This window comes from Sorangium sp. So ce1504 (assembly GCF_051521635.1).
Lineage (GTDB): Bacteria > Myxococcota_A > Polyangia > Polyangiales > Polyangiaceae > Sorangium > Sorangium cellulosum_B.
Genome location: NZ_CP150365.1, coordinates 1,537,996 through 1,563,835, shown reverse-complemented (window position 1 = coordinate 1,563,835; position 25,840 = coordinate 1,537,996). Strand labels below are relative to the sequence as shown.

Sequence of the window (25,840 nt, the reverse complement as noted above, 5' to 3'; positions counted from 1 at the left end):
CAGACAAACGGCAAGGACGGACGCATCTCGCGTCCTACACCGATCTCCACGTAGGTCCTGCAGAGAGAGCAGGCGAGTTGCACCTTGAGAAGAGAATCGCGCAGCTCGCCAGCACGCGCAATCTTCTTCACAGGTGACCAGGGCGGTCGTCCTCGGGCTCGCCCGCTCCGCCCGGCTCCGGGCCGCGGGATTCCGCCGGATCCCGCTGGATTCGTCTAGGCGGAGGGCTCACCGGCGGGCGCCGGCAGGGGCGCGGGCGGGCGCACCCAGCGTTGCTCCAACCAGTCCAGCGACACCGGCGCGCTCCGCAGCGCCGTGTCGACGGCGCGCGCGACCGGATCGGGGGCGGGGGCTGACCCGGAAGCGCGGGTCGACAGGATCCAGTTCGACAGCTCGTAGTGGTGGAGGAGCGGCGCGAACCGGTGGGCGTCGAAGCCGGCGAGGATCTCCGCGGCGCGGCTCAGGCGATCGCAGCGCACGAGCGCCGTCGTGACGTCGAAGAGCAGGGCGCGGAGGTCCTCGAAGGCGCGCTCCGGGTTCCCGGCCACGCTCTCCAGGAGCGCCTCGAACCCGGCGTCGGAGAGGCCGGCCGCCTCGGCCGCCTCGGCCATCGCGGGCACCTGCGTGGCCAGGAAGTCGGAGCTGGGGGCGTGCCCAAGGAGGCGCCCGACGAGGTACAGATCGAACGCGCTGGCGATGGCCTCGGCGAGCAGGAGCGCCTCCGCGCTGGGCGGAGCGCCGGCGCCCGCGGCCGTGAGCGCGCGGTGGGCGAGGTGGTGCCACGCGACGTGCGCGACGACGTCGGCGGCGAGGTGGTCGCCGGCGATCAGGTCGCCTTGCTCGCTCTGGCTCCAGAACGTCAGGTTCAAGAAGACGACGCGATCCCAGCTCGCCTCGCCCTCGGGCACGCGAAAGCGGTACCCGTCGCGCCGGAGTGCCTGCTTCAGATCGTCGTAGAGCGCGACGTGCCGGAAGGAGCGCTCGTCGTCGATGGTCAGCTCGTCCAGGGTCAAGGTTCGCAGCTTCACGCGGCGGACATTAGACCCGGAACGTTTCGTCAGCCACAGCGGAGGCCGGGGGAGGATAGCCCCGGCGGAGGCCTGGAAGAACCGAGCGGCGTCGCGTGTTTTGGGCCGCGGGCGGGGTTTTCCCGACCAGGGCCGCAAGTTCTCGCCCCTGGCCGGGTGTTGCAAGCGCCGCCGGCTTAGGCATGATGCGCCCGTTCCTGCGCCAGCCGAGGAGGCACACCGAATGATTTCCGTCAGGTCTCTCTGTTCTATCGCGCTCGTGCTCGTCGCCAGCGGTGCCGCCGGCTGCAAGGAGGACCCGCCCCCTCCCCAGCCGGAGCCGGCAAGCTCCGCGGCGGCGAACACGAACAAGGGAAAGGCGAGCCTGCGGACGCCCGTGTCGCCGATGGCGAAGGTCGACCCGCAGTCGATGAAGGAGTACCGCGTCGACGTCTGCTACTTCGGGACGCTCTCGCTGAAGCAGGCCCGCGACGCGTACCTCGCGAGCCTCGGCAAGGATGAGCCCAGCGAGAAGAAGATCCCGAGCTTCGGCAACGACGATCAGGCGAAGGCCGGAGACGCCGCGAAGGGCGCGCTCCCCGCGAAGCCGCCCGCGCCCGGCGCCGCCGCCGCGCCGAAGACGACCGGCCTGCCCGGCGCCGCCGCCGCGCCGGGCGGCACCAGCGCCCCCGCCGCCAAGGGCGCGCCGACCCCGCCTGGCAAGCCGGACGAGCGCCGGCCGATCAACTTCAGCGCGCGCGCGCCGCACGAGCGCAACGCGCGCGCCTGCACCGTCGCCCTCAGCCTCAAGGAGCCGGCCATGGCGGACGTCGACGCCGCGCTCGCCGAGTACGCGCCGTTCGCGACCGAGCTGGCGAAGAACATCGCCGCGGCGGCCAACTACTACCAGCGCGAGGAGTACAAGAAGGACAGCTTCGCGAAGGGCAAGGAGCTCCACGCGAAGCTCCTCGCCGACTTCCAGAAGCTCGACGCGCACTCCGACAAGCTCGGCCTCGCGGTGTCCGCGTGGCACGCGTCGCACCTGCCCGACCTCGCGAAGGCGGACGAGGGTCAGAAGGAGGCGATCACGGCCCTCGAGGACGCGCGGGCGCTCATGCTGATCCTCGCCAGCAAGAACGTCGATCCGGCGGCGGAGAAGACCGCGCTCCAGAAGCTGGAGACGTCCGCGGCCGCGCTCAAGGTGTACGGCTCGACCCACCAGACCGACCCGTGGGCCAAGATCATGGAGCCCGCGCTCGCCGGCTTCATCCGCGACGTGAAGGCGGCCGAGCCCAAGCTGACGGACAAGGGGATCACCTCCCCTGCCCTGTTCCTGCCGGTCGTCACGAGCTTCGTGTCGGTGATCGAGGGGAAGCACCGCGCGCTCTCCCGCTCGCTCATGGCGAAGAGCCAGGCGGCGACGCGCGAGGCCGCCGGGACCGCGCAGCCGGCCGCGCCGGCCGCGCCGGCCGCCCCCGAGAAGGAGTGACGCGCCCGGGCGCGCTCCCCGCGAGGGAGGCGCGCCCGCCCACGCGAGGGAGGCACGCGCCGATCGCGCCGCGCCTCCGCCGGGGGCGCGGTCAGAACGGGCGGCCGGTGCGGCGGGCGATCGCGAGGCGGTAGAGGGCCTCGTACTGCCGCGCGGCTTGCGCCCAGCCGAAGTTCTTCTTCATCGCCCGCAGCTGCATCGACCGGAAGTAGGCCGGGTCGGCGCGGTAGAGGTGCACCGCCCACGCGACGGTGTTCCCGAGCGCGCTCGACGACATCTCCTCGAACTTGAAGCCCGTGACGTTGTTCTCGACCGTGTCGTCGAGGCCGCCGACGGCGCGCACGACCGGCAGCGTCCCGTAGCGCTGGCTGTACATCTGGTTCAGCCCGCAGGGCTCGTAGCGCGACGGCATCAGGAAGAGATCGGCGCCCGCCTCGATGCGGTGGGCGAGCCCCTCGTTCATGCCGACGTAGACGCGGAAGCGGTCGCTCGCGCCGGAGATCCGCGAGAAGAGGTCCTCGGCCCAGCGCTCGCCGGAGCCCAGGACGATGAGCTGGACGTCGAGCGAGAGGATGTGGTCGAGCGCGCCCGCGAGGATGTCGATCCCCTTCTGGGTCGCCAGGCGGCTGATGAGCCCGAGGAGCGGGACGTCGGGGCGCTCCTCGAGCCCCATCTCTCGCTGGAGCGCCGCCTTGCAGAGGCGCTTGCCGCCAAGATCCTCGGCGGAGAACGGCGCCGCGATGTGGGGATCGGTCGCGGGGTTCCAGATGGAATCGTCGATGCCGTTGAGGATCCCGATCACGTCGGTGCCGCGATCCCGCAGAACGCCGTCGAGCCCCTCGCCGCCCTCCCACGTCTGGATCTCCTGCGCGTACCTGGGGGAGACCGTGGAGACGAGCGTGGCGTTGTAGATGCCGCCCTTGAGCAGGTTGATGCTGTCGTACGCCTCCAGGCAGAACCTGTGGAACTGATCCCACCCGAGCCCGGTCGTGGGGAGCTGTCCCTTGTTGAACCAGCCCTGGTAGCCGAGGTTGTGGATCGTCAGCACGGACGCGGCGCGGGCGAGCGGCGACCGGTGCTCGAGAACGTTGAGGTAGAGCGGGACGAGCGCCGACTGCCAGTCGTGGACGTGGACGATGTCCGGCCAGAACTCGAGCGCGTGGCAGAGCTGCAGCGCGCCGCGAGACAGGAGCGCGTAGCGGGCGAGGTTGTCGCCGAACTCGCCGTGCGCGTCGCCGTAGATGCCGTCGCGATCGTAGAGGACGTCGTGCTCGAGCAGGTACACGCGGGGCGCAGGTGTGCCGGGCGCCCCGGGATCGAGGCGCGTCTCCCAGACGGCGGTCCACGCCTCGCCGCCGCCAAGGGGCACGCCGAGCGAGATCGGCAGCCGGTGCGGCACGAAGCGCTCCGCCGGAGGCTCGCCGTCTCCGCCTTGGGTCGCGTCTGCCGCCGGGGCGGCGTCGGCCGCCGGGGCGGCGTCGGCCGCCGGGGCCGCGCCAGTCGCCGGGGCCGCGCCAGCCGCCGGGGCCGCGTCGGCCGCTGAGGCGGCGAGCCCGTTGCCCGCGGCCGCGGCGGCGGCGACGGCCGGCGCGGCGACGGCCTCGCTGCCCGCGGGCCGCTGCTCGGCGAGCGCGATCTGGCGGGCAAGGTAACGCTTGGCGGCACGGTACGCCGGCATCACGACGCGCACGTCGTGACCGGCCGCGGCGAGCGCGATCGGCAGCGCGCCCGCCACGTCGGCTAGACCACCCGTCTTGCTGAAGGGGACGCACTCGGACACCACGAAGAGAATTTTGAGGCGCGGCATGGACATGGGGAGGAGGGGGAGCGCGCCCCCGACTCAAGGCGAGCGCGTCGCGTTCCTTCTACCAGCTTCACGCGCGATCTTGACCACGCGATCGACAGAGCGCGCGAGACCGAGCGCCGACGTGTCCACCGCGAAGTCGGCCTGCTCATAGAGCGCGCGCCGCGCCTGGAAGAGCGCCCTGAGCTCCTTCATGGCGTCGGCCCGGTTGGCCATGGGGCGCGCGTCCCCCTGCTCGACCACGCGGCGCCAGTGGTCCTCGGGCGTCGCCCGCAGCCACACCGTCACCGCGCAGCGCCTCAGTCGCTCGAAGGTCGCCGGATCGGTCACCAGGCCGCCCCCCGTGGCCACGATCCCGTGGGCGCGCGCGCCCTCGAGCCGCGCGAGCTCCTCGCGCTCCAGCCGCCGGTAGTAGGCGTTCCCATGGATCTCGAACAGGGCGGCGAGGCTCATCCCCGCGCGCGCGGCCACGAGGGCGTCGAGCTCGAGGAAGGGCACGCCGAGCCGCGCCGCGGCGCGGCCGCCGATCGTGGTCTTGCCGGCCCCGCGCAGGCCGAGCAGCGCGACGAGGGGCTCGCCCGCCCCTTCCCCGTCCTCGCCGGCCGACCGGCCGCGCGGCGGCGCCTCCTCGCCGAGCTCGCCCGCCGAGAGCAGCGCGGCGGCCGAGGTGCCCAGCGCGCGGCCGATGTCCTCGAGCCGCACCACGGAGACGTTCGCCCGCCCGCTCTCGATCAGCACCAGGAAGCGCTCGCTCACGCCGGCGAGCTCGGCGAGCTCGCGCAAGGTGAGCGCGAGCTCCGTCCGCCGCTGCCGGAGCCGACCGCCGAGGTACGCGAGGATCGGCGGCGCGCCGTCCGCGACGCCCCCCGCGCCGGCCTCCGGCCCCTGGCCTGCCCGCGCCCTGCGCGATGTCTGACGGGACGCCATCTCGTCGATGCACTATATTTCATGAAAGCCTGTCCAACAAGAACTATACTGCTTGACTGAACCCCGGCGCGGTGGTGGGCTCGTCGGGTATGGAAGCGACCACCTCTCCTCCTTCCGCGGCGCCGGCGCCGCAGACCAGGGCCCGGGAAGACGGCGCGTCCGGCGAGGACGCGCCCCTCCGCTTCGAGACGGAGCCAGGCCGCTACAGGCACTGGAAGCTCTCGTTCGAGGGGGCGATCGCGCGCGTGGCGATGGACGTCGACGAGGACGCGGCGGCGCGGCCCGGCTACCAGCTGAAGCTCAACAGCTACGACATCGCGGTCGACATCGAGCTCGCCGACATCGTGCAGCGGCTGCGCTTCGAGCACCCCGAGGTGAAGGCGGTCGTCGTGACGAGCGCGCAGCCGCGGATCTTCTGCGCCGGCGCGAACATCTACATGCTCGGGTCGTCGACGCACGCGTTCAAGGTCAACTTCTGCAAGTTCACGAACGAGACGCGCCTCGCGATCGAGGAGGCGTGCTCCGAGAGCGGGCAGCGCTACCTCGCGGCGCTGAACGGCGTCGCCTCGGGCGGCGGCTACGAGCTCGCGCTCGCGTGCGAGGAGATCCTCCTCGCCGACGACGGGAGCAGCGCCGTCTCGTTCCCGGAGACGCCGCTGCTCGCCGTGCTCCCGGGGACCGGGGGGCTCACGCGGCTCGTGGACAAGCGCAAGGTGCGGCGCGATCTCGCGGACGTGTTCTCGACGCTGGCCGAGGGGGTGCGCGGCAAGCGCGCGGAGCAGTGGGGCCTCGTCGATCGATCGATCCCGAAGAGCCGCTTCGAGCAGGTGGTGGCCCAGCGCGCCGCCGAGCTCGCGGCGGCGACGCCGGACAGGGCGGGGCCCGGGGTGAGGCTCTCGCCGCTCGAGGCGCGGCGCGCCACGGCGGGCGACGTGTCCACCTGCGACTACCGCCACGTGTCGATGAAGGTGGACCGCGCCGCGAGGACCGCGGAGATCCGCGTGCTCGGGCCGGACGGCGAAGGGCGCGAGACGCGCGAGACGCGCGAGACGCGCGAGACGCCGACCGACGCCGCCGGGATGCGCCGGGCGGGCGCGGACCTGTGGGCGCTCCGCGCGTTCCGCGAGCTCGACGACGCGCTGCTCGACCTCCGCTTCAACCACCCGACGGTGGGCCTCGTGCTCCTGCGGACGTCCGGCTCTCCCGCCGCGGTGCGGGCCGCGGACGAGGCGCTGTGGGCGAGCCGCGACGACTGGTTCGTGAAGGAGGTGCTGCTCCACATGCGGCGCGTGCTCAAGCGGCTCGACCTCACGGCGCGCAGCGTGTTCGCGCTGATCGAGCCGGGCTCCTGCTTCGCGGGGAGCCTGTTCGAGCTCGCCCTCGCGGCGGACCGCTCCTACATGCTGGACGGCGGAGGGGACGAGGGGCAGGCAGGGGCGCCCGCGTCGCCCGCGTCGCCCGCGTCCATTGCGCTGAGCTCGCTGAACTTCGGTCCGCTCGTCATGTCGAACGGCCTGACGCGGCTCGCGTCGCGCTTCCTCGGCGCGCCGGAGCGCGTGGCCGCGCTGAAGGAGAAGAGGGGCCTCCTGTCCGCCGAGGAGGCGCTGGAGGAGGGCCTCTGCACCTTCGCGCCGGACGCGATGGACTGGGACGACGAGGTGCGGCTCGCGATCGAGGAGCGGGTGAGCCTGTCGCCCGACGCGCTCACCGGGATGGAGGCGAGCCTGCGCTTCTGCGGGCCCGAGACGATGGAGACGAAGATCTTTTCGCGGCTGTCAGCCTGGCAGAACTGGATCTTCCAGCGCCCCAATGCGGTGGGCCAGCGGGGCGCGCTGACGGTGTACGGGCGGCCGGAGCGCCCCGAATTCGACTGGAGGCGGACATGAGCGCGGTCGTCAACTCGGAGAGGATCCCGAACAACGTCGACCTCGCGTCGGACAGGAAGCTGCAGCGCGCCCTCGAGGCGTGGCAGCCGAAGTTCCTGGACTGGTGGCGGGAGACGGGGCCCGAGGGCTTCCAGGCGGACGACATCTACCTGCGCACGGCGATCAGCGTCGATCACGAGGGGTGGGCGCATTTCGACTACGTGAAGATGCCGGAGTACCGCTGGGGCATCTTCCTCGCGGATCGGGTGGCGGACCGGACGATCGGCTTCGGCGACCACCTGGGCGAGCCGGCGTGGCAAGAGGTGCCGGGGGAGCTCCGGAACATGCTGCGGCGGCTGGTGGTGACGCAGGGAGACACGGAGCCCGCGAGCGTGGAGCAGCAGCGGCTGCTCGGCCAGAGCTGCCCGAGCGTCTACGACCTGCGGAACCTGCTCCAGGTGAACGTCGAGGAGGGGCGGCACCTCTGGGCGATGGTGTACCTCCTGCACAGCCACTTCGGCCGCGACGGCCGGGAGGAGGCGGAGGCGCTCCTGGAGCGGCGCAGCGGCGACCCGGACAAGCCGCGGATCCTGGGCGCCTTCAACGAGCCGTGCACGAACTGGCTCTCGTTCTTCATGTTCACCTACTTCACGGATCGCGACGGCAAGTACCAGCTGCTCGCGCTCGCGGAGAGCGGCTTCGATCCGCTGTCGCGCACGACGCGGTTCATGCTGACCGAGGAGGCGCACCACATGTTCGTCGGCGAGACGGGCCTGCTCCGCATCGTCGAGCGCACGTGCGAGCTGATGAAGCGCAACGCGAACGAGGACGCGCGCGCCGAGGGCGGCATCGATCTGCCGACGATGCAGAAGTACCTGAACCTCTGGTACTCGCTGTCGCTGGACCTCTTCGGCGGGGAGATCTCGTCGAACGCGGCGTCGTTCTTCGCCTCGAGCGTGAAGGGCCGCGCGAAGGAGGCGTCGTACGACGACCACCGGGCGCTCGACGGCGTGTACGTGATCGACGTGCCGCACGTGCCGCACGTGCCGCACGTGCCCGCCGCCGGGGGCGGCGCGGTGACCGGCTGGCGGCGCGAGGAGGTGCCGCTCAGGAACGCGATGAACGAGGTGCTGCGCGACGAGTACGTGGCCGACTCGCAGCGCGGGATCGACAAGATGAACCGGGTGATCGAGGCGTCCGGCGTGTCGTTCAAGCTGAGCCTGCCGAGCCGGCGCTTCCACCGGAGCTCGGGGATCTACGCGGGGCTCCACTTCGACGTCGACGGCAACCCGCTCTCGAAGGAGGCGTGGGAGCGCCAGCGCGACGCGTGGCTGCCGACGGCGAGCGACGAGGCCTACGTGCGGAGCCTGATGGAGAAGCCGGTGTTCGATCCGAAGCAGATGGCGAACTGGATCGCTGCGCCGACCAAGGGGCTCAAGGGCAAGCCCGTCGACTTCGAGTACGTGCGGCGCGGCTAGGGCGCGCCGGCGTCGGGCGAAGGCGCGCCCGCGTCAGGGGGAGGTGCGCCCCCGCCTGAAGGCGCCTTCTTCGGCGGGTCGCCGTGCTCGTCGGCGAGCTTCTTCACGAGCCCGTCGAGGAGCACCTGCTCGTGGTACTGCGGCATCGCCGGGAGCTGCACGGCGACGTGCACCCCGGCGCGGCCGTCCACGACCTCGATCGCCCCCTGCGTCACCCTGCCGCCGCTCTCCGGGCTCCGGTACTCGAAGAGCAGGTAACCATTGGAGACGTCCTTCTCGACGATCTTGAAGCCGAGATCGACGCGCACGAGGCGCAGCGCCGTGCCGAAGGTCTGCTCGAAGGTGTAAGGCGACTCATAGGCGACGCTGGCGCTGGCGTGCCGCTCGCCGAGGCCGCTCGCCACGGGGACGGCGAGCGCGATGAGGGCGACGAGCGCGATCGACGGGAGGCGACGCATGACCGCGGCGTAGAGGGGCTGGCGAGGACGGGCCAAGTTCCTTGCTGCCGAGCGAGCGGCTATGCTGGGGTCGATCTCGATGGACCGACCCTACGTCGAGCAGCTCCGCATCCAGGGCTACGGCTGCGTTCAGGACGCGACCCTGGAGCTGACGCCGCTGCATGCGCTCATCGGGCCCAACGACAGCGGCAAGAGCACGGTGCTGCGGGCGCTCCGCACGCTCTCCTCCGTCCTCGAGCGGGCGCTCGGGGCGCCGTCGCCGGACACGTTCGGGCGCGCCGGCCCCACGAGCAAGGCCCCGGACGGCGCCGTGTTCGAGGTGTCGGCGGCGAGCACGACGTGGCGCGTGGAGCTCGACGCCGGGGGCCGGGTCCGGTCCATGTCGTTCCCCAGGGACCTCGAGCCCCCTTCCCTGCTCGACGACGCAGACGGGGACGACGCGGGCGGCGCGCCCAGCCCGGAGCGCCCTGCCCTGGACATCGTCCAGGCGCTGCGCGGGGCGCAGATGCTCCGCCTCGATCCCGACGCGCTGAGGGCCCCGCACCCGCTCATCCCCGACGGGCACCCGCTCTGCTTCGCCGACGAGCGCGGCACGGGCCTGCCGGCCGTCTACGACGCCGTCATCAGCCGCGACCTGTCGGCGTACGTCGATCTGAACGAGGAGCTCACCCGCCTGTTCCCCAGCGTGAAGAGCCTCCACCTCGCCAACCCGAGCTCCACGACGAAGGCCATCGGCGTGAAGCTCGAGGGCGGCGCCGTCGTGCCGGCGTCGCTGATGAGCGAGGGCATGCTCTACTACCTCGCCTTCGCGGCGCTGCCGCACCTCGATCCGACGCCCCTGCTCCTCGTCGAGGAGCCCGAGCACGGGCTGCACCCCGCGCGCATCGCCGACGTGATGCGCGCGCTGCGCCTCGTCTCCGAGAAGACCCAGGTCCTCCTCGCGACGCACAGCCCGCTCGTGGTCAACGAGCTGCAGCCGGAGGAGGTCACGGTCGTCACCCGCGCTGGCGAGCGGGGGATGAGGGCCACGCGCATCCTGGACACGCCGGGCTTCGAGGATCGGGCGAGGGTGTACGCGCTGGGGGAGCTCTGGCTGAGCTACGCCAACGGCGGTGACGAGGCGCCGCTCCTCGGGGGAGGGCCGCGGCCGTGATGAAGGCGCCCGAGCGGATCCGGGTCTTCCTTGTCGGCGAGGGCGAGAGCGAGCTGGGCAGCCGCGCCGGGGCGCCCGCCTACCAGTCGGACAAGCACCCCGGCGTGCTCTTCACGCTGCTCTCCCGCGTCCAGCCGAGCGGGTGGGTCGTCGGAGGCGCCCGCGAGTGGAAGAGCATCCGGAAGTACCAGGCGCGCGGCGCGGCCCACGAGGACACGCACCACGTGCTCGGCGCGGCGCTCGACGCGCAGGAGGCGGGGTGCGAGATCCTCGCGTTCGCCCGCGACATCGACCGCGATCCGGCGCGCCGCGAGGCGATCGCCGAGGGCATCCGGCGCGTCTCGTCGGCCCTGTCCTCGCCACCCGACGTGATCGGCGGCGTGGCCGCGCCGGCGCTCGGAGCCTGGATCCTCGCGCTGCTCGGCGAGAAGACGACCGAGGAGATGTCGCCCCTCAGGGCGCAGGCGATGCTCGCTGCAAAGGGCATGATGCCCGGCGACGGCGCCGCCATGGTGCGCGTGGCGGAGGACGCCGACCTCGACGCGGTCCCCCCGGACGCCACGTCGCTCGGCGAGTGGCTCGCACGCGCGCGCACGGTGCTGCCGCGGCGGGCAGGACGCGTCGTGAGATGAGCGCTGACGCCCTCACGATGGAACAGCCATGGTCGGAAGGGGCTATCCCAGAAGTCGAAGCGTGCGAGCTGCTTCGGCGGCGACCCTTGCGCGTTTGTCCTTCACGAACGTCTCGATGAGAGGTCGATCCTGTTCGCGGCCGAACTCTGAGAGTACCGCGAGGGCGCCGATGAGTTGCGCGGTTTGGCCGGCGGAGCTCGTGAGAATCGAGAGCGCGCGGTCGCGGTGGTCGACGCTCCTATGGAGCTTGCGGAGGTAGCGCCGAGCGTACAAGCGCACATTGGCGTTGCCGTCGAGGCATGCGACCTCGATGCGATCGGCGTCCGCGCGCCGACGATGCTCACGCAATGCCAGGAGTCGGAGCGACGGGCTGCGATTGGCTGCGAGCAGCCGAAGAAGAGGTTCCAGCTCATGTTGTGGAACGACGGAGAGCGCGTCCGGTTTGCGACGCCAGCCAGCGAGATGGCTTCCACTCGGACGGCGAGCGCGGAGACGGTACGCTGACGCAGGTAGCCGTCGCGCTGCATGGCGAGACAAACCAGGAGCAGGGTGGACAGGCTGGAGATATCGAAGGGGAGCAGCGAAGAGAACTCGGTGAGGTCGAGACCGACCCTGGCGTAGGCTTCACGACTGCGCAGGATCCGGTCGAAGTAGCGAAAGGCGCGCGCCCCGTCCCGCTCGAGGCGAGCTCGCAGGGTCGGGGAGTGCGTGGCGTCGTCCAGAAGCGCGTCCCGAACCAGCTTGTGAAGGTTGAGCACGCGTTTCGTTGGCCGATGAAGGAGAGTGGAGAGCGAGGGGCATCGCTGGCGGCCTGCCGCCCCCCTGCCGGCCTTCGATTCTCAGTCAGCGGCGGCCGCACTGCGGCGCCGCGGAAAGCGCTGCCCTCGCCGCCTCGCGCAGGCCGTGCGGCGTGTCCTTGTCGAGGAGCGGCTTGAGGCGCGCGGGCAGATCCGCCGGGTGCACCGACCCGAGCGCCGCGAGCGCCGCCGAGCCAAGCCGCTGATCGTGCTCGCCGATCGGCGCCTTCGCCCGGTGCGCGAGCCGCGTCCACAGGTCGACCGAGCTCGCGTCGCACATCGCCCCGAGCGCGAGGATCGCCCGCGCGCGCACCTCGACGTCCTCCTCCTTGTCCTCCGCCCGGTCGCGCACGGCCTCGATGTGCGCTGTCGCGCGGTGCGCGCCGAGGCCGTCGAGCGCGTGCCGGCGCACCTCGGGCGAGCTGTCGGCGAGCGCCCCGACGAGCGCCCGATCGCCCGCCGGCGTCGCCTGCATCGCGCCGATCGCGAGCGCAGCGCCGCCCCGGATGAACGTCCACGGGTCCGAGGTGAGCCGCGCCGCGAGCGCCTCGGCCGCGCCGGCGGGCAGCTTCGCGCCGGCAGAGGCCGCGCGCGCGAGCGCCACGATCGCCGCCTCGCGCACGCGCGCGTCCGGATCGGAGGCCGCCGCGAGCAGGTCCTGCGCGAGCGACGGCACGTCCGCCGCGACCTCGGCCGCGCGGAGGCGCACGTGCGCGTCCGCGTCCTTCCGGAGCGACGCCCGGAGGTACGCCTCCGCCGGCGCCTCGCCCGCGCGCGCGAGCGCCGCGGCCGGCGCTTGCAGCAGGTAACGCCGCTCGAAGGGCGCGCTACCCGCCGAAGCGAGCGCCTGGAACGCCGCCCCGCCGCCCTTCACCCGCCCGAGCGCCGGCCCGAGCGCGCGCAGCAGATCGAGCTGCGCGTCCTCCGGCCGGGCGCGGAGCCGCTCGATCTGCACCTCTTCCTCGACCACGGAAGCGGCCCGCTCGCTCCGCGCCGCCAGCGCGAGCGCGGCCCGGAACTCCCTCCGCGCCGCGCCGCGCGCCCCGGCGAGGGCGTCGAGCAGCGCCGGGATCGCCTCGGCCGGCGCGACGAGCGCGAGCTCCCGGGCCGCCGTCACCCTGGCCGCGGCCGCGCCCGCCTTCACGATCTCCGCGAGCGCCGGCGCGGCCGCGCGCCCGCAGCGGCGGATGCGATCGCGCGCGTGGTGGAGCTCCGGATCGGGCTCGGGCGGCGCGGCGCGAGGGGCGCGCCCCGGCGCGGCCGATGCCAACCCGGACGCGCGCCCCGCGGATGCCGCGCCGGGCGCGAGCTGCGCCGCCGACGCCGCGCCGGACGCCAGCCGCGCGGTGAGGAACGGGATCTGCACCGCGCAGGGCGCCGTGTCGATCACGCCCCGGGCGAGCTGCCTGCCCGCGGGGTCGAGCCTGTCATAGCCGGCGATCGCCGCCTCGACCGCCTCCGGCCCGCCGCGCGCGAGCAGCGCCGCCGCCGCCCTGGATCGCTCGCCGCCGCCCGCGAGCGCGCCCACGAGCGCCTCCGGACCCTGCCCGTCGAACGCCGTGCGCGCCGTGACCTCGGCGATCGTGACCCGCGCCTCCGGCGCCGCGGGCGCGCCGCGACCCCCGGCCCCCGCCGGCGCGTACGCGTCGTCGAGCACGACGGCGATGCACGAGGCCTTGATCTCCTCGGGGAGCTTCACCTCGTAGCCGGCGGACTCCTTGAGCCACGCGTCCTCGGGCAGGCTCACCTGGAAGAGCCGGTCGGGCGTCGCCACGAAGAGCGTGCGCGGCGCGGCGCCGCCCTCGACGCCGTCGGGCGGCTTGATGCGCAGACCCAGGCCCGTGATCCCGACCTCGTCCGCCGACGAGAACGACACGAACTCGCCCCGGCCCGCGCCCGCCTTGCCCTCGGACCACGCGGTCTTCGGATCGCCGTCGGCGATCTCCGCGAAGCGCTTGCCGACCGCGCTCGACGCGGCGGTCGGGCGCAGCAGCCGGAAGGCAGCCGCCGCCGCGTCGGCGTCACGGCGCTCGGCGACCACCTTGCCTGCACCGCGCCGCTCCTCCGCCGAGAGGTTCTGGAAGCTGGCCCCCTTCAGGAGCGTCATGGTCCGGGGATCGACCTCGCTCGCGCCGACCAGCGCCGGCCGCCCGCAGAGGGTCACGTCGTCTCGCAGCTGCCCGACGAGCACACGGCTGCCGCTGCCGCCGAGCGGCTCCACGACCACGGCGTCGCTCCGCCCCTCGCCGTGCTCCCCGGTCGCGACGCCGGTCCAGCCGCTCCAGAGCACGAGCGGCTCCGTCCCCTTCCCCGCGAGCGGCGCCGCGAGCAGCATCACCCAGCTGCCGCTCGCGCCTTCCGGCGCGCCGGCGCCCGCCGGCTTTCCCCCGGCCGGCGCCTCGATCTTGGCGAGGCGCTTGCCGTCCGCCAGGGTGACCGGCACGACGCGCGCGCCGCCGAGCAGCGGCGCCACCTCGGACGGCACGGCGAGGACCTTGCCGCCGTCGGGCGCGCACGCCGCCGCGGCGGGACAGGCGCGGGCAGTGACCCCGCCCGGATCGATGCGGACAGCGAGCGCCTGCTGGCCCGCCGCGTGAGGGAGCACCACGGGCGCGGCCTGCGCGGCGGCGCTGCCACCCACGGCCGCGGAGGCTGCGATCACCCCGGCCACGGCGCCAAGGCGAGGCCGCCGGAAACGAAACGGCGATCTGGACATGCGCGCCATCCTAATCGCCCGGCGCGGCGAGACCCCTCGAGAGTTGACGCCTCGAGCACAGCGCCGCTCCCACCCGGACCGGCGCTGCGGCGCGTCGTCCGGGCGGGCCCGCCGCGCACGGCGAGCCCGCGCGCCCTCGCTACTTCGGCGTCTCCGAGGCGGGGATCCAGAAGCCGCCCTCGTCCGGCGGCGTCATCCCGAGCGCCTTCGGGAGCACGTTGGTCCAGCCCGCCACCGTCTCGAGCAGGTAGATCTCCGCGCCGGCCTCGATCTCGCCGATCGGCTTCTCCTTCTCGTCGCGCCGCGCGCGGACCGGGATCGCCCTCGTCGCCTTCACGATCGGCGGCGCCTTGTCGAGCGCCAGCTGCGCGCCGGCCACCGCGGTCGTCGGCGGGATGTACTGGTCCATCATCTCGCCCTTCTTCAGCGGCTCGAGATCCTTGAGGCGACCCCAGGCGTCGATCGTGAGGTCGCCCCGCGACATCAGGTGAACGAAGCCGGACTTCGCCTCGGTGCTCCAGAAGAGCTGGGCCGTCCCCTCCAGCATCCTCAGCGTGAAGATCACGTCGCCGTCCGGGCGATCGAAGAGCTCGATCGTCGACGTCTTCATCAGGTACCCGCGGGCGCTGCCGGGGATCTCCATCTTCGTGGAGACGCCGCGCTGCAGCGCGAAGGCGTCGCAGGGGGCCGAGGCCTTCGCCGTCTGCCTTTCAGACCCGGAGATCGAGAGCTCCGCGCGCAGCGAGTCGCCCGTGGCCGCGACGAGCTTCACCTTCTGCGCGCTCGAGATCCACACGTGCCCGGCGATGACCGGGATGTCGCGCGTCGTGAACACCGCGACGTCCGAGGGCGCGATGTAGCCGTCGATCCGCAGCGCAGGCGAGCTGTCCGACGTGCTCAGCCGCGCGCGGCCCGCCGCCGGATCCGCCGGGATCGCGCTCAGCGTCATCGGGACCAGCGCGCCGGTGAAGCTCGCGACCGTCCTGCCGCCGCTCGGCGCGTCATGCAGCCGGGCGCCCTTGGGCACCGGCGCCGTCCCCTTCAGCTTGCACGCCGGCCCCGACACCGCCTGGCCGACCGCCGCGGTCGCCTGCGCGGCCGCCCCCGTCACCTGCGCGGCCGACACCACCACCTGGGCGGGCTCTGCCTTCGCCTCGGAGACGGCCGGCGTGCCCGGGAGCCCCGCGCAGAGCACCCCCCCAAGAGCCAGAAGACCGAGTCCCAGAACGTCGCTTCTCATCCACTTCCTCCGACACAGGCCAGCAGCCCCGCTCGCGCGGCGAGCCCGAGCGCGGTCCCCGCCTGTCGAGTCTCCCTGGAACCGCCGGCCTGCTCTGCGCGGCGGCGCACTCGCTGCGGGGCCGCCCGGCACGCCGAGCCGCCACTGCCGTTGGTCGGATCATCCTAGCGGATCATTCAGGCCTCGCCCGAGAAAGGTCCTCCACCGCAGCGCTTCGACCGTTTCGGGTGTATGGAGCAGGGCGCCCGACGCGGCACGCGCCGGGTCGCCCGGCTGGACGGTACCTACCTCCCCGGGAAGCCACGCCATGCACGGATTCGATCTCGCCTTCGCCTCCCCCCGCAAGCTCCCCCGCGCCCGCGATCTGCGCGGCAACGTCGCCGTTCTCGATATCGCCTTCGCCTCGGAGGCGGGGGGCAAGAGCTTCGAGACGGTCACGCTGCCCTTCATCCAGGACCTCGGGCCGCGGCTCGCCGCCTGGGTCGACCACCACGACAGCGCCCACCACGCGCGCTTCGCCGGCGATCCGCGCTTCGTCCTGTCGACCAAGGCCGAGCACGGCGCCTGCCCCGAGATGATCACGCCGGAGCTCGTCGCCCGCGCCGGGCGCGTCGACACCCTCGTCTGCCACGTCGACTTCGACGGCCTCGCCAGCGGCGCGAAGTGGATGCGCGGCGGCGTCGAGCCCTACCCCGGCTGCGACGACGACGCCCGCGCCATCGACACCCGCATCGGCGTCCCGGGCCCGGCCGCCACCCGCATGGACCGCGCGCTCCGCGCCCGCCCCCGCGATCAGGCCCTCTTCGGCCTCATCGTCCGGCACCTCGCGTCAGGCCTCTCCGACCCGTCGCTCTGGACTCCCATCGACCAGGCCGGCGCCGAGCTCGCCACCATGGAAGCCGAGACCCGCCGGATCGCGCTCCGCTACGAGCGCGTCGAGCCGGGCCTCGTCCTCGTCGACGCCTCCCAGCGGGGCGGGGCCTACGACAAGACCCTGCTCCTCCTCATCGGGCAGGAGCGCGCGCCCATCTCCGTCGTCGTCGACAACGACAGCATCACCTTCGCCGCCCGGTTCGACAGCGGGGTGAACTTCCTCGAGACGTTCAAGATCTCCGGAGGGATGCCGACCCGCATCTCCCTCCAGCGCTCCCGGCTCCAGGAGGCGCTCGTGGCCCTCGGGGTCAAGGCGACCGACGCGAGCCGGCTCGCCGCGACCCCCTGAGCCCCTCCTCACCGCGATCCCGCCGACATCGTTGACGCTGTGGGCCTCGACGGCTAGGGGGGGCATTGCAGATCTGCAATTTGCAATTCTGCAATGAACATCTGATCCGAGGCGTCACGTCTGCGCCGAGCACGAGGGGGTATGGCAGCGACAAACTTGTCTTCGACGGCGAGCAGCGGTGTCGACGAGCTCCTGTTCCGGAACGACTCCGTCTCGCTCTGTCTGCTGGTCAATCGACGGCACCGGACGCTCCGCATCGTCGACTTCCGAGCGGGACCCACGCCGTCCAAGCGGAGCTTCGTCCTGTCGACCGCCAAGCGCGAGGGGGTCGAGAAGATCTTCACGCTGGTCGAGCGCGACGAGGTGCCGACGTGGACCCGCCTCGGGTTCACGCGGGAGGGGTCGATCCCCGGCTTTTACAAGCGCAGCGACGCCTGGATCCTCGGGGCGGTCGTGTCCGAGATGACGTCGCGGCTGCGCACGAGCGGCGACGGCGAGGAGGGCGGCGAGGGAGACGACGTCGCGGCCTCTCCGGCGGTCCTGCTCGCGGAGCGCACGATCGGCCGCGCGAGGCGGCTGCTCCGGGAGGCCGAGGGGCGGCCGCTGCCCGCGATCAAGATCGCGCCCGCGAGCGGCGTCGAGCTGCGGCGCGCGGTCGCGGCCGCGCAGCGGGCGGGGCGGGCGCTGACGGGCTTCGAGCCGTTCGGGCGCGACGCGGTGCGGACGGGCTACGTGCTGTCCGCGCGGGGCGGCTTCACGCTGCACGCCGCGTGGGAGATGCAGTCGTGCTTCGGCAACTCGTTCCTGGAGATCCTGTGCCCGCCGCGCCACGAGGCGGAGCGGCTCGCCACGACGGCCGCCATCGGCGCGCTCTGCGACCGCCTCGTCGAGGAGAAGGCCGTGAGCACGTTCACCTTCGCCCCCGCGGACGACCAGGAGCTGTGCGCCGCCCTCCTCGCGAACGGCTTCCGCCGCTCGGCCGTGCTGGCGCGGCACCTCGTCGTCGGCCGCGCCCGCAAGGACGCCATCCTCTGGGCGAAGAAGCTCGTCGCGCCCGAGGCCTGAGCCGCCGGCCCCCGAGGGCCGGGGCGAGGGCTACGGCGCGATCGTGACCTCGTAGTCCTCGATGACGGTGTTGGCGAGCATCTCGTCCGCCATCTTCTTCAGCCGCTGCTCGAGGTCGGGCGCGCTGCCGAGCGAGGGGTCGAGCTCTATCTCGATGAGCTTGCCCACGCGCACGCCCTTCACGCCGGGGAACCCGAGCGAGGTGAGGGCGCGCTTCACGGCGTCGCCCTGCGGATCGAGGACCTCTTTCTTCAGTCGGACGTTGACGACGGCTTTCACTGGCTTTGCTCCACGCGCTCTTCGCGCGACGCGATGGCGGTGCGCACCTGCGCCCCGCGACGATTCATGGGCGCGGCCGCGCCCGCCTCACACCCCCAGGTTGCGCGGGATGCGCACCGCCGGGTCCTCGAGGTCGGGGACGAACGCCGCCCCGGTGATCCGCTCGAACGCCTCGATGTAGCGGCGGGACGCCTCGATCCGGACCTCGTCCGGGATCGAGGGGATCGGCCCGTCGCCCTGGAAGCCGCGCGCGGCGAGCCAGCGGCGCACGTACTCCTTGTCGAACGACTCCGGGTCCTCGCCGGCCGCGAAGCGCTCGCCGTAGGACGAGGCGAACCAGAAGCGGGACGAGTCGGGGGTGTGGATCTCGTCGATGACGACGATGTTCCCGTCCCGGTCCTTGCCGAACTCGTACTTGGTGTCGACGAGGATGAGCCCCTGCTCCGCGCACGCGCGGGCGCCGTGCTCGAAGAGCGCGAGGGCCATCTCGGCGGCGGCGTCGAAGTCGCGCGGCGCGATCGTGCCGAGGGCGAGGATCTCCTCGCGCGAGGCGGAGAGATCGTGCCCGCCCTTCGGCGCCTTGGTGCTCGGCGTCAGGATGGGCCGCGGCAGGCGCTCGTTCTTGCGGAGGCCCTCGGGGAGCCGGTGGCCGCAGAAGACGCGCTCGCCGCGCGCGTAGTGCGTCCAGATGCTGGTCGAGGTCACGCCCGTCACGTAGGCGCGCACCACCATCTCGACCGGCAGGGGCACACACTCGATCGCCTCGAGGACGTTCGGGTCGGGCTGGGAGATCATGTGGTTCGGCGCGACGCTCCGCGTGCGCTCGAACCAGAAGGCGGACAGCCGGTTCAGCACCTGGCCCTTGAGCGGCAGCGTGCCGAGCACGCGATCGAAGGCGCTGATGCGGTCGGTGACGACGAGCAGGCGGCGGCCGTCCGGCGTCGTGTAGCAGTCCCGCACCTTGCCCTCGTAGCGGGCGAAGGGGCCCGCGAGCGAGGTGCGTTCGAGCACCCTGCCGAGCGCGGTGCGCAGATCGTCCTCGGTGACCATGGGGCGCGGCTTACCCGGGCTCGCGGGCCGAGTCGACAGGTTTCGAAGACGCCGGCCGAGTTCCCTCCTCCGTGCCCGCCCTGGAGCCCCGTTGGTCTCCGGCCGGGGGGGTGGTAATAGGGCCGCCCATGGCAAACCGAAGAAAGATCGCCCTTATCGGCGCCGGCAACATCGGCGGGGAGCTCGCGGCCCTCATCGCGCGCAAGGAGCTCGGGGACGTCGTTCTGTTCGACATCCCCCAGAAGACGGACTTCGCGAAAGGCAAGGCGCTCGACCTCGAGCAGAACGGCGCCGTGCTGGGCTACGACGCCTCGATCAAGGGCACCTCGAGCTGGGCGGACTGTGCAGGGGCCGACGTCCTCATCGTCACGGCCGGCATCCCGCGCAAGCCGGGCCAGAGCCGTGACGACCTGGTCGCGACGAACCTGCCGATCATCCGCAGCGTGGCGGACGGCGCGAAGGAGCACTGCCCGAACGCGCTGGTGATCGTCATCTCGAACCCGATCGACGCGATGGTCTACGAGTTCAAGCGCCGCACCGGCTTCCCGCGCGAGCGCGTGCTCGGCATGGCGGGCGTGCTCGACAGCGCGCGCTTCCAGCTGTTCCTGGCGCGCGAGGCGAACGTGTCCGTGAAGGACGTGCGCGCGATGGTCCTCGGCGGCCACGGCGACGACATGGTGCCCATCCCGTCGGCGTGCACGATCAACGGCGTGCGCGCGACCGAGCTCATCAGCAAGGAGAAGCTCGACGCGCTCATCGCGAGGACCCGCAAGGGCGGCGGCGAGATCGTCCAGCTCATGGGGACGAGCGCCTACTACGCGCCCGCCTCGAGCGCCGTCGCGATGGCCGAGAGCTACCTGCTCGACCAGAAGCGGCTGCTCCCCGTCGCGGCCTACCTGGACGGCGAGTACGGCTACAAGGATATCTTCATGGGCGTGCCGGTCATCCTCGGCGGCAAGGGCATCGAGAAGATCGTCGAGCTGCCGCTGACCGCAGAAGAGAAGGAGATGCTCGCGAAGAGCGCGAAGAGCGTGCAGGGCATCACCGACGTGGTGAAGGCCTCGAGCTAGCGCCGGTCGCGCCGCCTGCGCTGGCGCGCCGCGCGTCACGAAGAGCACGGGCGGCAGGAGCGAAACGCGCGCCAGGAGCGGGAGGGAGAGGAGAGGGCGAAGGGCTCTCCCTCTCCCTCGGCGCTTCAGCGGTTCACATCACACCGCCGTAGAGGCCATCCAGCACGGCCGTCAGCTCGCGCCGAGGATCGCGGGCGAGCTCGCCGGGGCTCGCGCCGCCCGCCGGCATCTCGGCGGCCGCGTCGCCGTCCCCTGCAGCGATGTCGCTGATGCGCTGGCAGATCAGGTTCATCATCTGCCAGCCCTCGGTGAGCGCGCCCCGCAGCGGGCCGAGGTCCAGGCCGGGGAAGCCCTTCAGAAGGCTGTACCCGAGCTTGAAGTGCTCGGCGTCCACCTCGGCGTGCGTCGCGAAGTAGTCCGAGTCGGGGAAGACCTGCTGGGCCGCCGTGAGGAGGATGTCGGCGCAGCGCTCGATGACGAAGTGGACGAGGACCGTCCGCTCCTCGGTGGACGCCGAGCCCATCCGCTCGATGAACCAGGACGACGCCGCGGCGATGCCGCGGTCCCAGGACGGCGAGCTCCGCGGGTCGTGCATCCTGGAGAGCCTCCGGTTGTGCCCGACCTCGTCGGCCAGGTGGCGCTCGGCGATCGCGATGGCCCCGGGGTGCGACTCGAAGACGACCCTGGCGCACAGGACCTTCTGGAACGCGTTCGACCAGATCTGGAGCGCGCCGAGCATCCGCCGCTTCACGTCGTCCCGGAGGGCGCGCTCGGACCGGATGAGCTGCATCAAGGGGCTGCCCGCGAACTCCCGCGCGTGGACCTCGTTCTCCTCGACGAGGAGATCCACGGGGGACACGGCGCGATCCGGGGACGCCTCGTCCGCGCTGTCCTCCCGCCCGAGCGCCGCGCACAGACACGGCGTGTCCCACCGAGGCTCGCTTTCGTCGAGCTCCTCGAGATGGATGGATATCGCGGAGAGCCCGTCCGGCGCGCCGCCCACGAGCCCCTGCAGCCCGCCGGGAGGGACCATCACGACGTCTCCCGCCCGGACGCTGCTGGGCGAGTCCCCGATGACCTCGCCCGAGCCTTCGGTGACGACGATCATGCCTTTGCCGAGGAGCCCGCGAGGCCTGAGCGGCTGACCTTCGAGGAGGCGTACCCATCGCAAGGACAGGTGGCAGACTTCGGGCAGGTAAGCCGAGAGCTCCGAATGTTTCCGGAGCTCCTTGAACAGCCCCAGCAGGGTGCGCTCATCCGCCTTGAGAGACTCGATCGCGAGGATGTCGGCTGTGTTGACTACGCGCATCTACACGGTCCTCCGGGTCGACATGATGGTGCGTCGACTCTGCACGGCTTGATCGCCTGTGTCTAGATCACACTCGGGCATGAAGGCGAATCGCACGGGCCTAAAAAGGAAGAACTCCCGAGGTTCTTTTCATTCACGCTTCCCGCTCCCTGCGCTGCGGCTTCTCAGTATATCTGTTTTTCCGCTCGTCTGTTTCTCTGCTCCTCTGCTCCCCTGCCCCTCTGCTTCCGTGATTCCGTGATTCCGCGATTCCGTGCGGGACCGCCATGTGTTGTGGCAGGATGCGTGCATGAGCCAGCCGCAGCTCGTACCCGCCATCCGCCGCGCCGCCGAGGCAGACCTGCCGGCGATCGTCCATCTCTTCTCGATCCCGGACGAGGGCAACGCGAAGACGGACCACCCCGGCCCGCCGCTCGATCCGCGCTACCGCGAGGCGCTCGCCGCCATCGCGGAAGATCCGAACAACGCGCTGCTCGTCGCGGAGGTCGAGGGGCGCGTCGCCGGCGCGTTCCACCTGACCATCATCCAGTACGTGGCGAACCGCGGAGCACGGGTGGCGCAGATCGAGAACGTCATCGTGGACCCGAGCCTGCGGGGCCGCGGGATCGGCGAGGCGATGATGCGATGGGCCATCGACGAGGCGCGGCGGCGGGGGTGCTTCCGGGTGCAGCTCACCTCGAACAAGGCGCGGCTGCGCGCGCACCGCTTCTACGAGCGGCTCGGCTTCGTGGCGAGCCACGAGGGGATGAAGCTGAAGCTGTAGACACGAGCAGCCGCGCGGCCAGCACGACCGCCACGGCACGAGGGGAGCCGCCTCAGCGGCCGCTCACGAGGAGCGGCTCCCCCTCGGCCCCGAGCAGCGACAGCGGGAAGACCTGCGCTCCGGCGAGCACGTCGCCGCAATAGAGCTCCACGTCGGGGCCGCGCAGCGGCAAGGCCGCGAGCTCCTCCAGCGTGACCCAGCGCGCCTCGAGCGAGTGCTCGTCCGGCTGGCTCTTCGGGGGCGTGGCGTCCCGAGGCCGCGCGAGGAAGATCACCCGGAAGCGCGCCTGCCAGGGGCCCGGGCTGTGCTCGATGCGCAGGATGCCCTCCAGCTCCACCGGGACGCCGGTCTCCTCCAGCGCCTCGCGCCGCGCCGCGTCCGCGAACGTCTCCCCGGGCTCGACGCGGCCCGCCGGCAGATACCAGAGCTGGTCGTGCTTGCGCTCGTGCACGAGGAGGAACCGGTTCCGGTGCCTCACCAGCACCACGGCGAAGCACCAGGTCGGGATGGCCGTGCGCGACATGATCGAACCTGCGACAGCCTATCCGGGGGCGCCGTTCGCCAGAAGGGGGGACGCGAGGATCACCCAGGCGCCGCGCCAGCCGGAGCCTCAGGCCCGGGGGGCTCGCTCGGCACCGCGAACGCGGCGATGGTGAGCACCGCCATGAGGGCGCCGAACACGAGGAGCCCCATGAACAAGGCGATCCCGGCGTGCAGCGCCACGGTGGCGACGACCCAGGGCAGCCGCGTGCGGCGCGGCCAGATCAGGAAGCCATAGCCGATCTCCACGAGCAGCACCGTCCACCCGGCGACCGCCGCGAGCCAGGGGGCGCCGGCGAGCCACGAGAGGTCGAACTGCCGGTATTCCGGCAACATGACCGAACGCCAGATCGCCTCGCCGTCCCACCACGCCTCGCCCGCTGCTTTTCCCAGCCCGCTGACGAGGTAAGCGAACGAGAGGTGCAGCTGCACCACGCGCAACCCGAGCCGGGCTGCCGGCGTGGGCCCTCCCCGCACGCGCCCGAGCCGGCGATCCATGGAGAAGGCGGCCTCCGAGGGCATCCAGAGGAGATAGAAGAGAAAGATGCTGGCGAAGCTGTCCACGCCATAGACGGTGGAGCTCGCCGTCGTCACCAGCATCAGGTGGGTGAGCCACGCCAGGAAGGCCGCGGCCCTGGTGCACCAACCGGCCAGGAGCGCGGCGAGGGCAACCACGTAGATCACCCCCGTGCCCACGATGACCGGATCCTCCCCGATCCCGAGCGGGGCAAGGAGCTCCACCGCCCAGCCGATGCGTGGCAGATCGGTCCTCGCGAACACGTCGCGCAGAGGCCCCTGGAGGATCCCGGACCGGCCGTAGAGCTCGAAGAGCGCGGGCGCGACGAGCGCCGCTTGAAGCAAGAGCACGGCCGCGAGCCCGATGCGGAGGGCCGCGAGCGGCGCCGCCGAGGCCGGCGCCAGCGCGAAGCGCTCGATCGCGCGGAGGACGCGCGCGGGCTCGCCGCCTGCGGCCGCCCCGCGGAGGCCGATCGAAGGATCCTTCACCGCGCACCCCCGCTCGCCTCTCGAGAGGCCCGGAGCTTCGCGCGGATCATGAACTTCGCCTCGTACTGCAGGTTCCAGCTGGACCGCTTCCCCTCCCGGTACTCCCGCATCGACGGCAGATCGCACGTCTCCAGTCGGACGAGGATGCTCTCGGCCGCGGGGTGTCTCGCCAGCACCTTGCCCGCCCACGAGGCGGCGATCGAGCGCTGGATCGTCGGGTCCTCCACGCTCAAGAAAGGCGTGATGAGGTTCAGTATCCGGATCTCCGTCTCGCGGCTGGCGCCCGACTCGAGGGCGTCGGTGAGGGTCGCACCGCCGGCATCCGAGACGTGAAAGCTGGCCCTGGGCAGCGGGGTGATGCTGTCCGCGAAGAAGGCATAGCCGCTCTCGGCCCCGGAGAGCGCGCCGTAAACCGCGAGCGCCCGCGCAAGCCAGCCGTCTCCCTCGGGATGGATCTGGAGAGCGCCCATGACGACGAGGCCTAGATGGCCCACGACGGCGACCAGGGCTGCGGCGTGGCTCCGGCTGTTTCGCTTTCCCTCCATGCAGCTCCCTCCGGGTGTGCCCGCCTGCGAGCGCCCGCGAACCTGACCGACAAGAGCGAGACGGGGAGAGGGCCGCCCGTCCCGCTCTCCTGCCGCGGCGCCGGCGCCCTCGACGATCCGTCCTGCCCCCCATCGGGCGTCCGCCGGCCGAGGGGGCGAGGCCCCCCATCGGACCGCCGCCGGTCATGTCACCGCCAGTGCCCGTACCAGAGACCATGCCAATGACCATGCCAGTGACCATGACCGTGCCAGTGACCATGACCGTGCCAGTGACCGTGCCAATGACCGTGCCAGTACCCATGCCAGGGCCTGTACCAGTGACCATACCAGGACGCGTACCAGTGACCGTACCAGGGCCGCTGGCGTGCAGGACGAGCGTCGGCTGCATCCGCAGCGACGGGAGCTCGTGTTTCCGCGATGAGGACGAGCTCCTCGACGGGCGTCGTGGGTGAGGCCGAGGCGAGCTGCGCTGCCCCGAGGCATGCGAGCGGCGCGGCCAGCAGGCCGATGATGTTGATGCGCTTCATGTTCATCCCCCCGTGTGACCGCTGCTCATGACGAGCGCCGAACATGGCCGAGTGTCCTCAACACCCATGCAAGCCGCACGCCCCGGCTGCATCCGGCGGATGGTCGTCGCTTCCCCGATCTCGGGGTGACAATCACGATAAAGCGGAGCTCACGCACCTCGCCCGGCACGCGGCTCGACGCCGACCGGCGACGGCAGATCCTGCGCTATTCCTGCGCTATTCCTGCGCTATTCCTGCGCTATTCCTGCCAAAGAACGCCGAGCTCGATCTCCACGGCGTCGAACGGCGCCGCGCGCACGGTGACGTCACCCTCCCACGCGCCCACGCGCGCGAACCGCCCACCGTCGATGCGGTAGACCTCCAGGAGCCGGAGCCGCGGGTCGATCAGCCAGTAGTGCGCCACGAGCTCGCGCGCGTAGATCTCCATCTTGTCGCGGCGATCGAGCGCCTCGGTGGACGGCGAGATCACCTCGCACACCCAGTCGGGCGCGAGGAAGATCGCCGCGTTCCGCATCGGGATCTGCGGCATCCGGTCGCGGCGCCACGCGGCGATGTCAGGGATCACGATGTCCGGATCGGTGCCGAGGTGCAGCTCGGGCTCGACCAGCAGCGCCCACCGGCCAGGCCCCTTGATGCCCCGACGAAATGGCAGGTAAAGCTCGCCCGCGAGCACCGACGTCACGTTGCGGGAGGACACGGAGGGCCGCGGCGTCGCGTGGAGGACGCCGTTCAGGACCTCCGCCACCTGATTCGGCGGCGTGTCAAGCACATCCTGGTACGTGGCGCGACGGGCGCAATCGGACATGGTCGGATGTTAGCATGCACGCCGCGCGCGGCGGCTCGCCAGGCGAAAATCCGTGAGCAGCCCCCCTCCGATCGCCGCGGGTTCGTTGTAGATT

General features: G+C 72.2%; 24 protein-coding genes. 9 read left to right on the top strand and 15 right to left on the bottom strand.

Features of this window, described 5'->3' with window-relative positions; genetic code table 11:
- Positions 1-215: 215 nt before the first annotated feature.
- Complete coding sequence (locus tag WMF39_RS05870; protein ID WP_437744559.1) at positions 216-1,028, bottom strand: hypothetical protein; 813 nt, start codon at positions 1,026-1,028, stop codon at positions 216-218.
- Positions 1,029-1,251: 223 nt separating this feature from the next.
- Between WMF39_RS05870 and WMF39_RS05865 the strand changes: the two genes are divergently transcribed.
- Positions 1,252-2,496, top strand: a complete 1,245-nt coding sequence (locus WMF39_RS05865; protein ID WP_437744558.1) for a DUF3829 domain-containing protein — start codon at positions 1,252-1,254, stop codon at positions 2,494-2,496.
- Positions 2,497-2,587: 91 nt separating this feature from the next.
- Here the strand turns inward: WMF39_RS05865 and WMF39_RS05860 are convergent, their stop codons facing one another.
- Together WMF39_RS05860 and WMF39_RS05855 are read right to left on the bottom strand one after the other, a co-directional pair.
- Complete coding sequence (locus WMF39_RS05860) at positions 2,588-4,303, bottom strand: glycogen synthase (protein WP_437747949.1); 1,716 nt, start codon at positions 4,301-4,303, stop codon at positions 2,588-2,590.
- A gap of 33 nt (positions 4,304-4,336) precedes the next feature.
- Complete coding sequence (locus tag WMF39_RS05855) at positions 4,337-5,227, bottom strand: helix-turn-helix transcriptional regulator (RefSeq protein WP_437744557.1); 891 nt, start codon at positions 5,225-5,227, stop codon at positions 4,337-4,339.
- 89 nt (positions 5,228-5,316) lie between these two features.
- Here WMF39_RS05855 and boxC point away from each other — a divergent pair, with 89 nt between their 5' ends.
- Positions 5,317-7,113, top strand: a complete 1,797-nt coding sequence (gene boxC / locus WMF39_RS05850) for a 2,3-epoxybenzoyl-CoA dihydrolase (protein ID WP_437744556.1) — start codon at positions 5,317-5,319, stop codon at positions 7,111-7,113.
- Entirely contained in the window at positions 7,110-8,570 is a 1,461-nt protein-coding gene (gene boxB, locus WMF39_RS05845; RefSeq protein WP_437744555.1) for a benzoyl-CoA 2,3-epoxidase subunit BoxB, read from the top strand. Before boxC ends, boxB begins: the two co-directional genes overlap by 4 nt.
- Here the strand turns inward: boxB and WMF39_RS05840 are convergent.
- Positions 8,567-9,028 carry a hypothetical protein gene (locus tag WMF39_RS05840; protein WP_437744554.1) on the bottom strand — a complete coding sequence of 154 codons (462 nt, stop codon included), beginning with the start codon at positions 9,026-9,028 and terminating at the stop codon, positions 8,567-8,569. The genes boxB and WMF39_RS05840 overlap by 4 nt on opposite strands.
- Positions 9,029-9,107: 79 nt before the next feature.
- Between WMF39_RS05840 and WMF39_RS05835 the strand changes: the two genes are divergently transcribed.
- Together WMF39_RS05835 and WMF39_RS05830 are read left to right on the top strand one after the other, a co-directional pair.
- Complete coding sequence (locus tag WMF39_RS05835) at positions 9,108-10,181, top strand: AAA family ATPase (RefSeq protein ID WP_437744553.1); 1,074 nt, start codon at positions 9,108-9,110, stop codon at positions 10,179-10,181.
- A complete protein-coding gene (locus WMF39_RS05830) occupies positions 10,181-10,813 on the top strand; it encodes a hypothetical protein (protein WP_437747948.1) in 633 nt (210 codons plus the stop codon). The genes WMF39_RS05835 and WMF39_RS05830 overlap by 1 nt, the downstream gene beginning before the upstream one ends.
- A gap of 101 nt (positions 10,814-10,914) precedes the next feature.
- On the opposite strand, the gene WMF39_RS05825 is transcribed toward WMF39_RS05830, so the two are convergent.
- The 3 genes from WMF39_RS05825 to WMF39_RS05815 all read right to left on the bottom strand — a co-directional run bounded on the left by WMF39_RS05825 (position 10,915) and on the right by WMF39_RS05815 (position 15,566).
- Positions 10,915-11,571, bottom strand: a complete 657-nt coding sequence (locus WMF39_RS05825; RefSeq protein ID WP_437744552.1) for a hypothetical protein — start codon at positions 11,569-11,571, stop codon at positions 10,915-10,917.
- Between the two features lie 85 nt (positions 11,572-11,656).
- Entirely contained in the window at positions 11,657-14,326 is a 2,670-nt protein-coding gene (locus WMF39_RS05820) for a HEAT repeat domain-containing protein (protein WP_437744551.1), read from the bottom strand.
- Between the two features lie 139 nt (positions 14,327-14,465).
- Positions 14,466-15,566 (bottom strand): hypothetical protein, encoded by a 1,101-nt coding sequence (locus WMF39_RS05815; protein ID WP_437744550.1) that lies wholly within the window; start codon positions 15,564-15,566, stop codon positions 14,466-14,468.
- 307 nt (positions 15,567-15,873) lie between these two features.
- Between WMF39_RS05815 and WMF39_RS05810 the strand changes: the two genes are divergently transcribed.
- Positions 15,874-16,788 carry a hypothetical protein gene (locus tag WMF39_RS05810; protein WP_437744549.1) on the top strand — a complete coding sequence of 305 codons (915 nt, stop codon included), beginning with the start codon at positions 15,874-15,876 and terminating at the stop codon, positions 16,786-16,788.
- A gap of 141 nt (positions 16,789-16,929) precedes the next feature.
- On the top strand, positions 16,930-17,853 hold the full coding sequence (locus WMF39_RS05805; protein ID WP_437744548.1) for a hypothetical protein: 924 nt from the start codon (positions 16,930-16,932) through the stop codon (positions 17,851-17,853).
- A 30-nt stretch (positions 17,854-17,883) separates the two neighbouring features.
- Here the strand turns inward: WMF39_RS05805 and purS are convergent, their stop codons facing one another.
- On the bottom strand, positions 17,884-18,132 hold the full coding sequence (purS, locus tag WMF39_RS05800; protein WP_437532982.1) for a phosphoribosylformylglycinamidine synthase subunit PurS: 249 nt from the start codon (positions 18,130-18,132) through the stop codon (positions 17,884-17,886).
- Positions 18,133-18,219: 87 nt separating this feature from the next.
- Entirely contained in the window at positions 18,220-19,182 is a 963-nt protein-coding gene (locus WMF39_RS05795) for a phosphoribosylaminoimidazolesuccinocarboxamide synthase (RefSeq protein WP_437744547.1), read from the bottom strand.
- Between the two features lie 128 nt (positions 19,183-19,310).
- Between WMF39_RS05795 and mdh the strand changes: the two genes are divergently transcribed.
- Positions 19,311-20,252, top strand: coding sequence for a malate dehydrogenase (gene mdh / locus WMF39_RS05790; RefSeq protein ID WP_012233684.1), 942 nt, complete (start codon positions 19,311-19,313; stop codon positions 20,250-20,252).
- A gap of 133 nt (positions 20,253-20,385) precedes the next feature.
- On the opposite strand, the gene WMF39_RS05785 is transcribed toward mdh, so the two are convergent.
- Positions 20,386-21,561 (bottom strand): hypothetical protein, encoded by a 1,176-nt coding sequence (locus tag WMF39_RS05785; RefSeq protein ID WP_437744546.1) that lies wholly within the window; start codon positions 21,559-21,561, stop codon positions 20,386-20,388.
- 289 nt (positions 21,562-21,850) lie between these two features.
- Between WMF39_RS05785 and WMF39_RS05780 the strand changes: the two genes are divergently transcribed.
- On the top strand, positions 21,851-22,324 hold the full coding sequence (locus WMF39_RS05780; RefSeq protein WP_437744545.1) for an N-acetyltransferase family protein: 474 nt from the start codon (positions 21,851-21,853) through the stop codon (positions 22,322-22,324).
- A 52-nt stretch (positions 22,325-22,376) separates the two neighbouring features.
- On the opposite strand, the gene WMF39_RS05775 is transcribed toward WMF39_RS05780, so the two are convergent.
- From WMF39_RS05775 to WMF39_RS05755, 5 genes are all read right to left on the bottom strand, one after another.
- Positions 22,377-22,847: an NUDIX domain-containing protein gene (locus WMF39_RS05775; RefSeq protein WP_437744544.1), complete on the bottom strand. Its 471-nt coding sequence runs from the start codon at positions 22,845-22,847 to the stop codon at positions 22,377-22,379.
- A gap of 59 nt (positions 22,848-22,906) precedes the next feature.
- A complete protein-coding gene (locus tag WMF39_RS05770) occupies positions 22,907-23,869 on the bottom strand; it encodes an HTTM domain-containing protein (RefSeq protein ID WP_437744543.1) in 963 nt (320 codons plus the stop codon).
- A complete protein-coding gene (locus WMF39_RS05765; RefSeq protein ID WP_437744542.1) occupies positions 23,866-24,414 on the bottom strand; it encodes a hypothetical protein in 549 nt (182 codons plus the stop codon). Before WMF39_RS05765 ends, WMF39_RS05770 begins: the two co-directional genes overlap by 4 nt.
- Before the next feature lie 188 nt (positions 24,415-24,602).
- Complete coding sequence (locus WMF39_RS05760; RefSeq protein ID WP_437744541.1) at positions 24,603-24,941, bottom strand: hypothetical protein; 339 nt, start codon at positions 24,939-24,941, stop codon at positions 24,603-24,605.
- Positions 24,942-25,179: 238 nt separating this feature from the next.
- Positions 25,180-25,746 carry a Uma2 family endonuclease gene (locus WMF39_RS05755; RefSeq protein WP_437744540.1) on the bottom strand — a complete coding sequence of 189 codons (567 nt, stop codon included), beginning with the start codon at positions 25,744-25,746 and terminating at the stop codon, positions 25,180-25,182.
- Positions 25,747-25,840 lie beyond the last annotated feature (94 nt).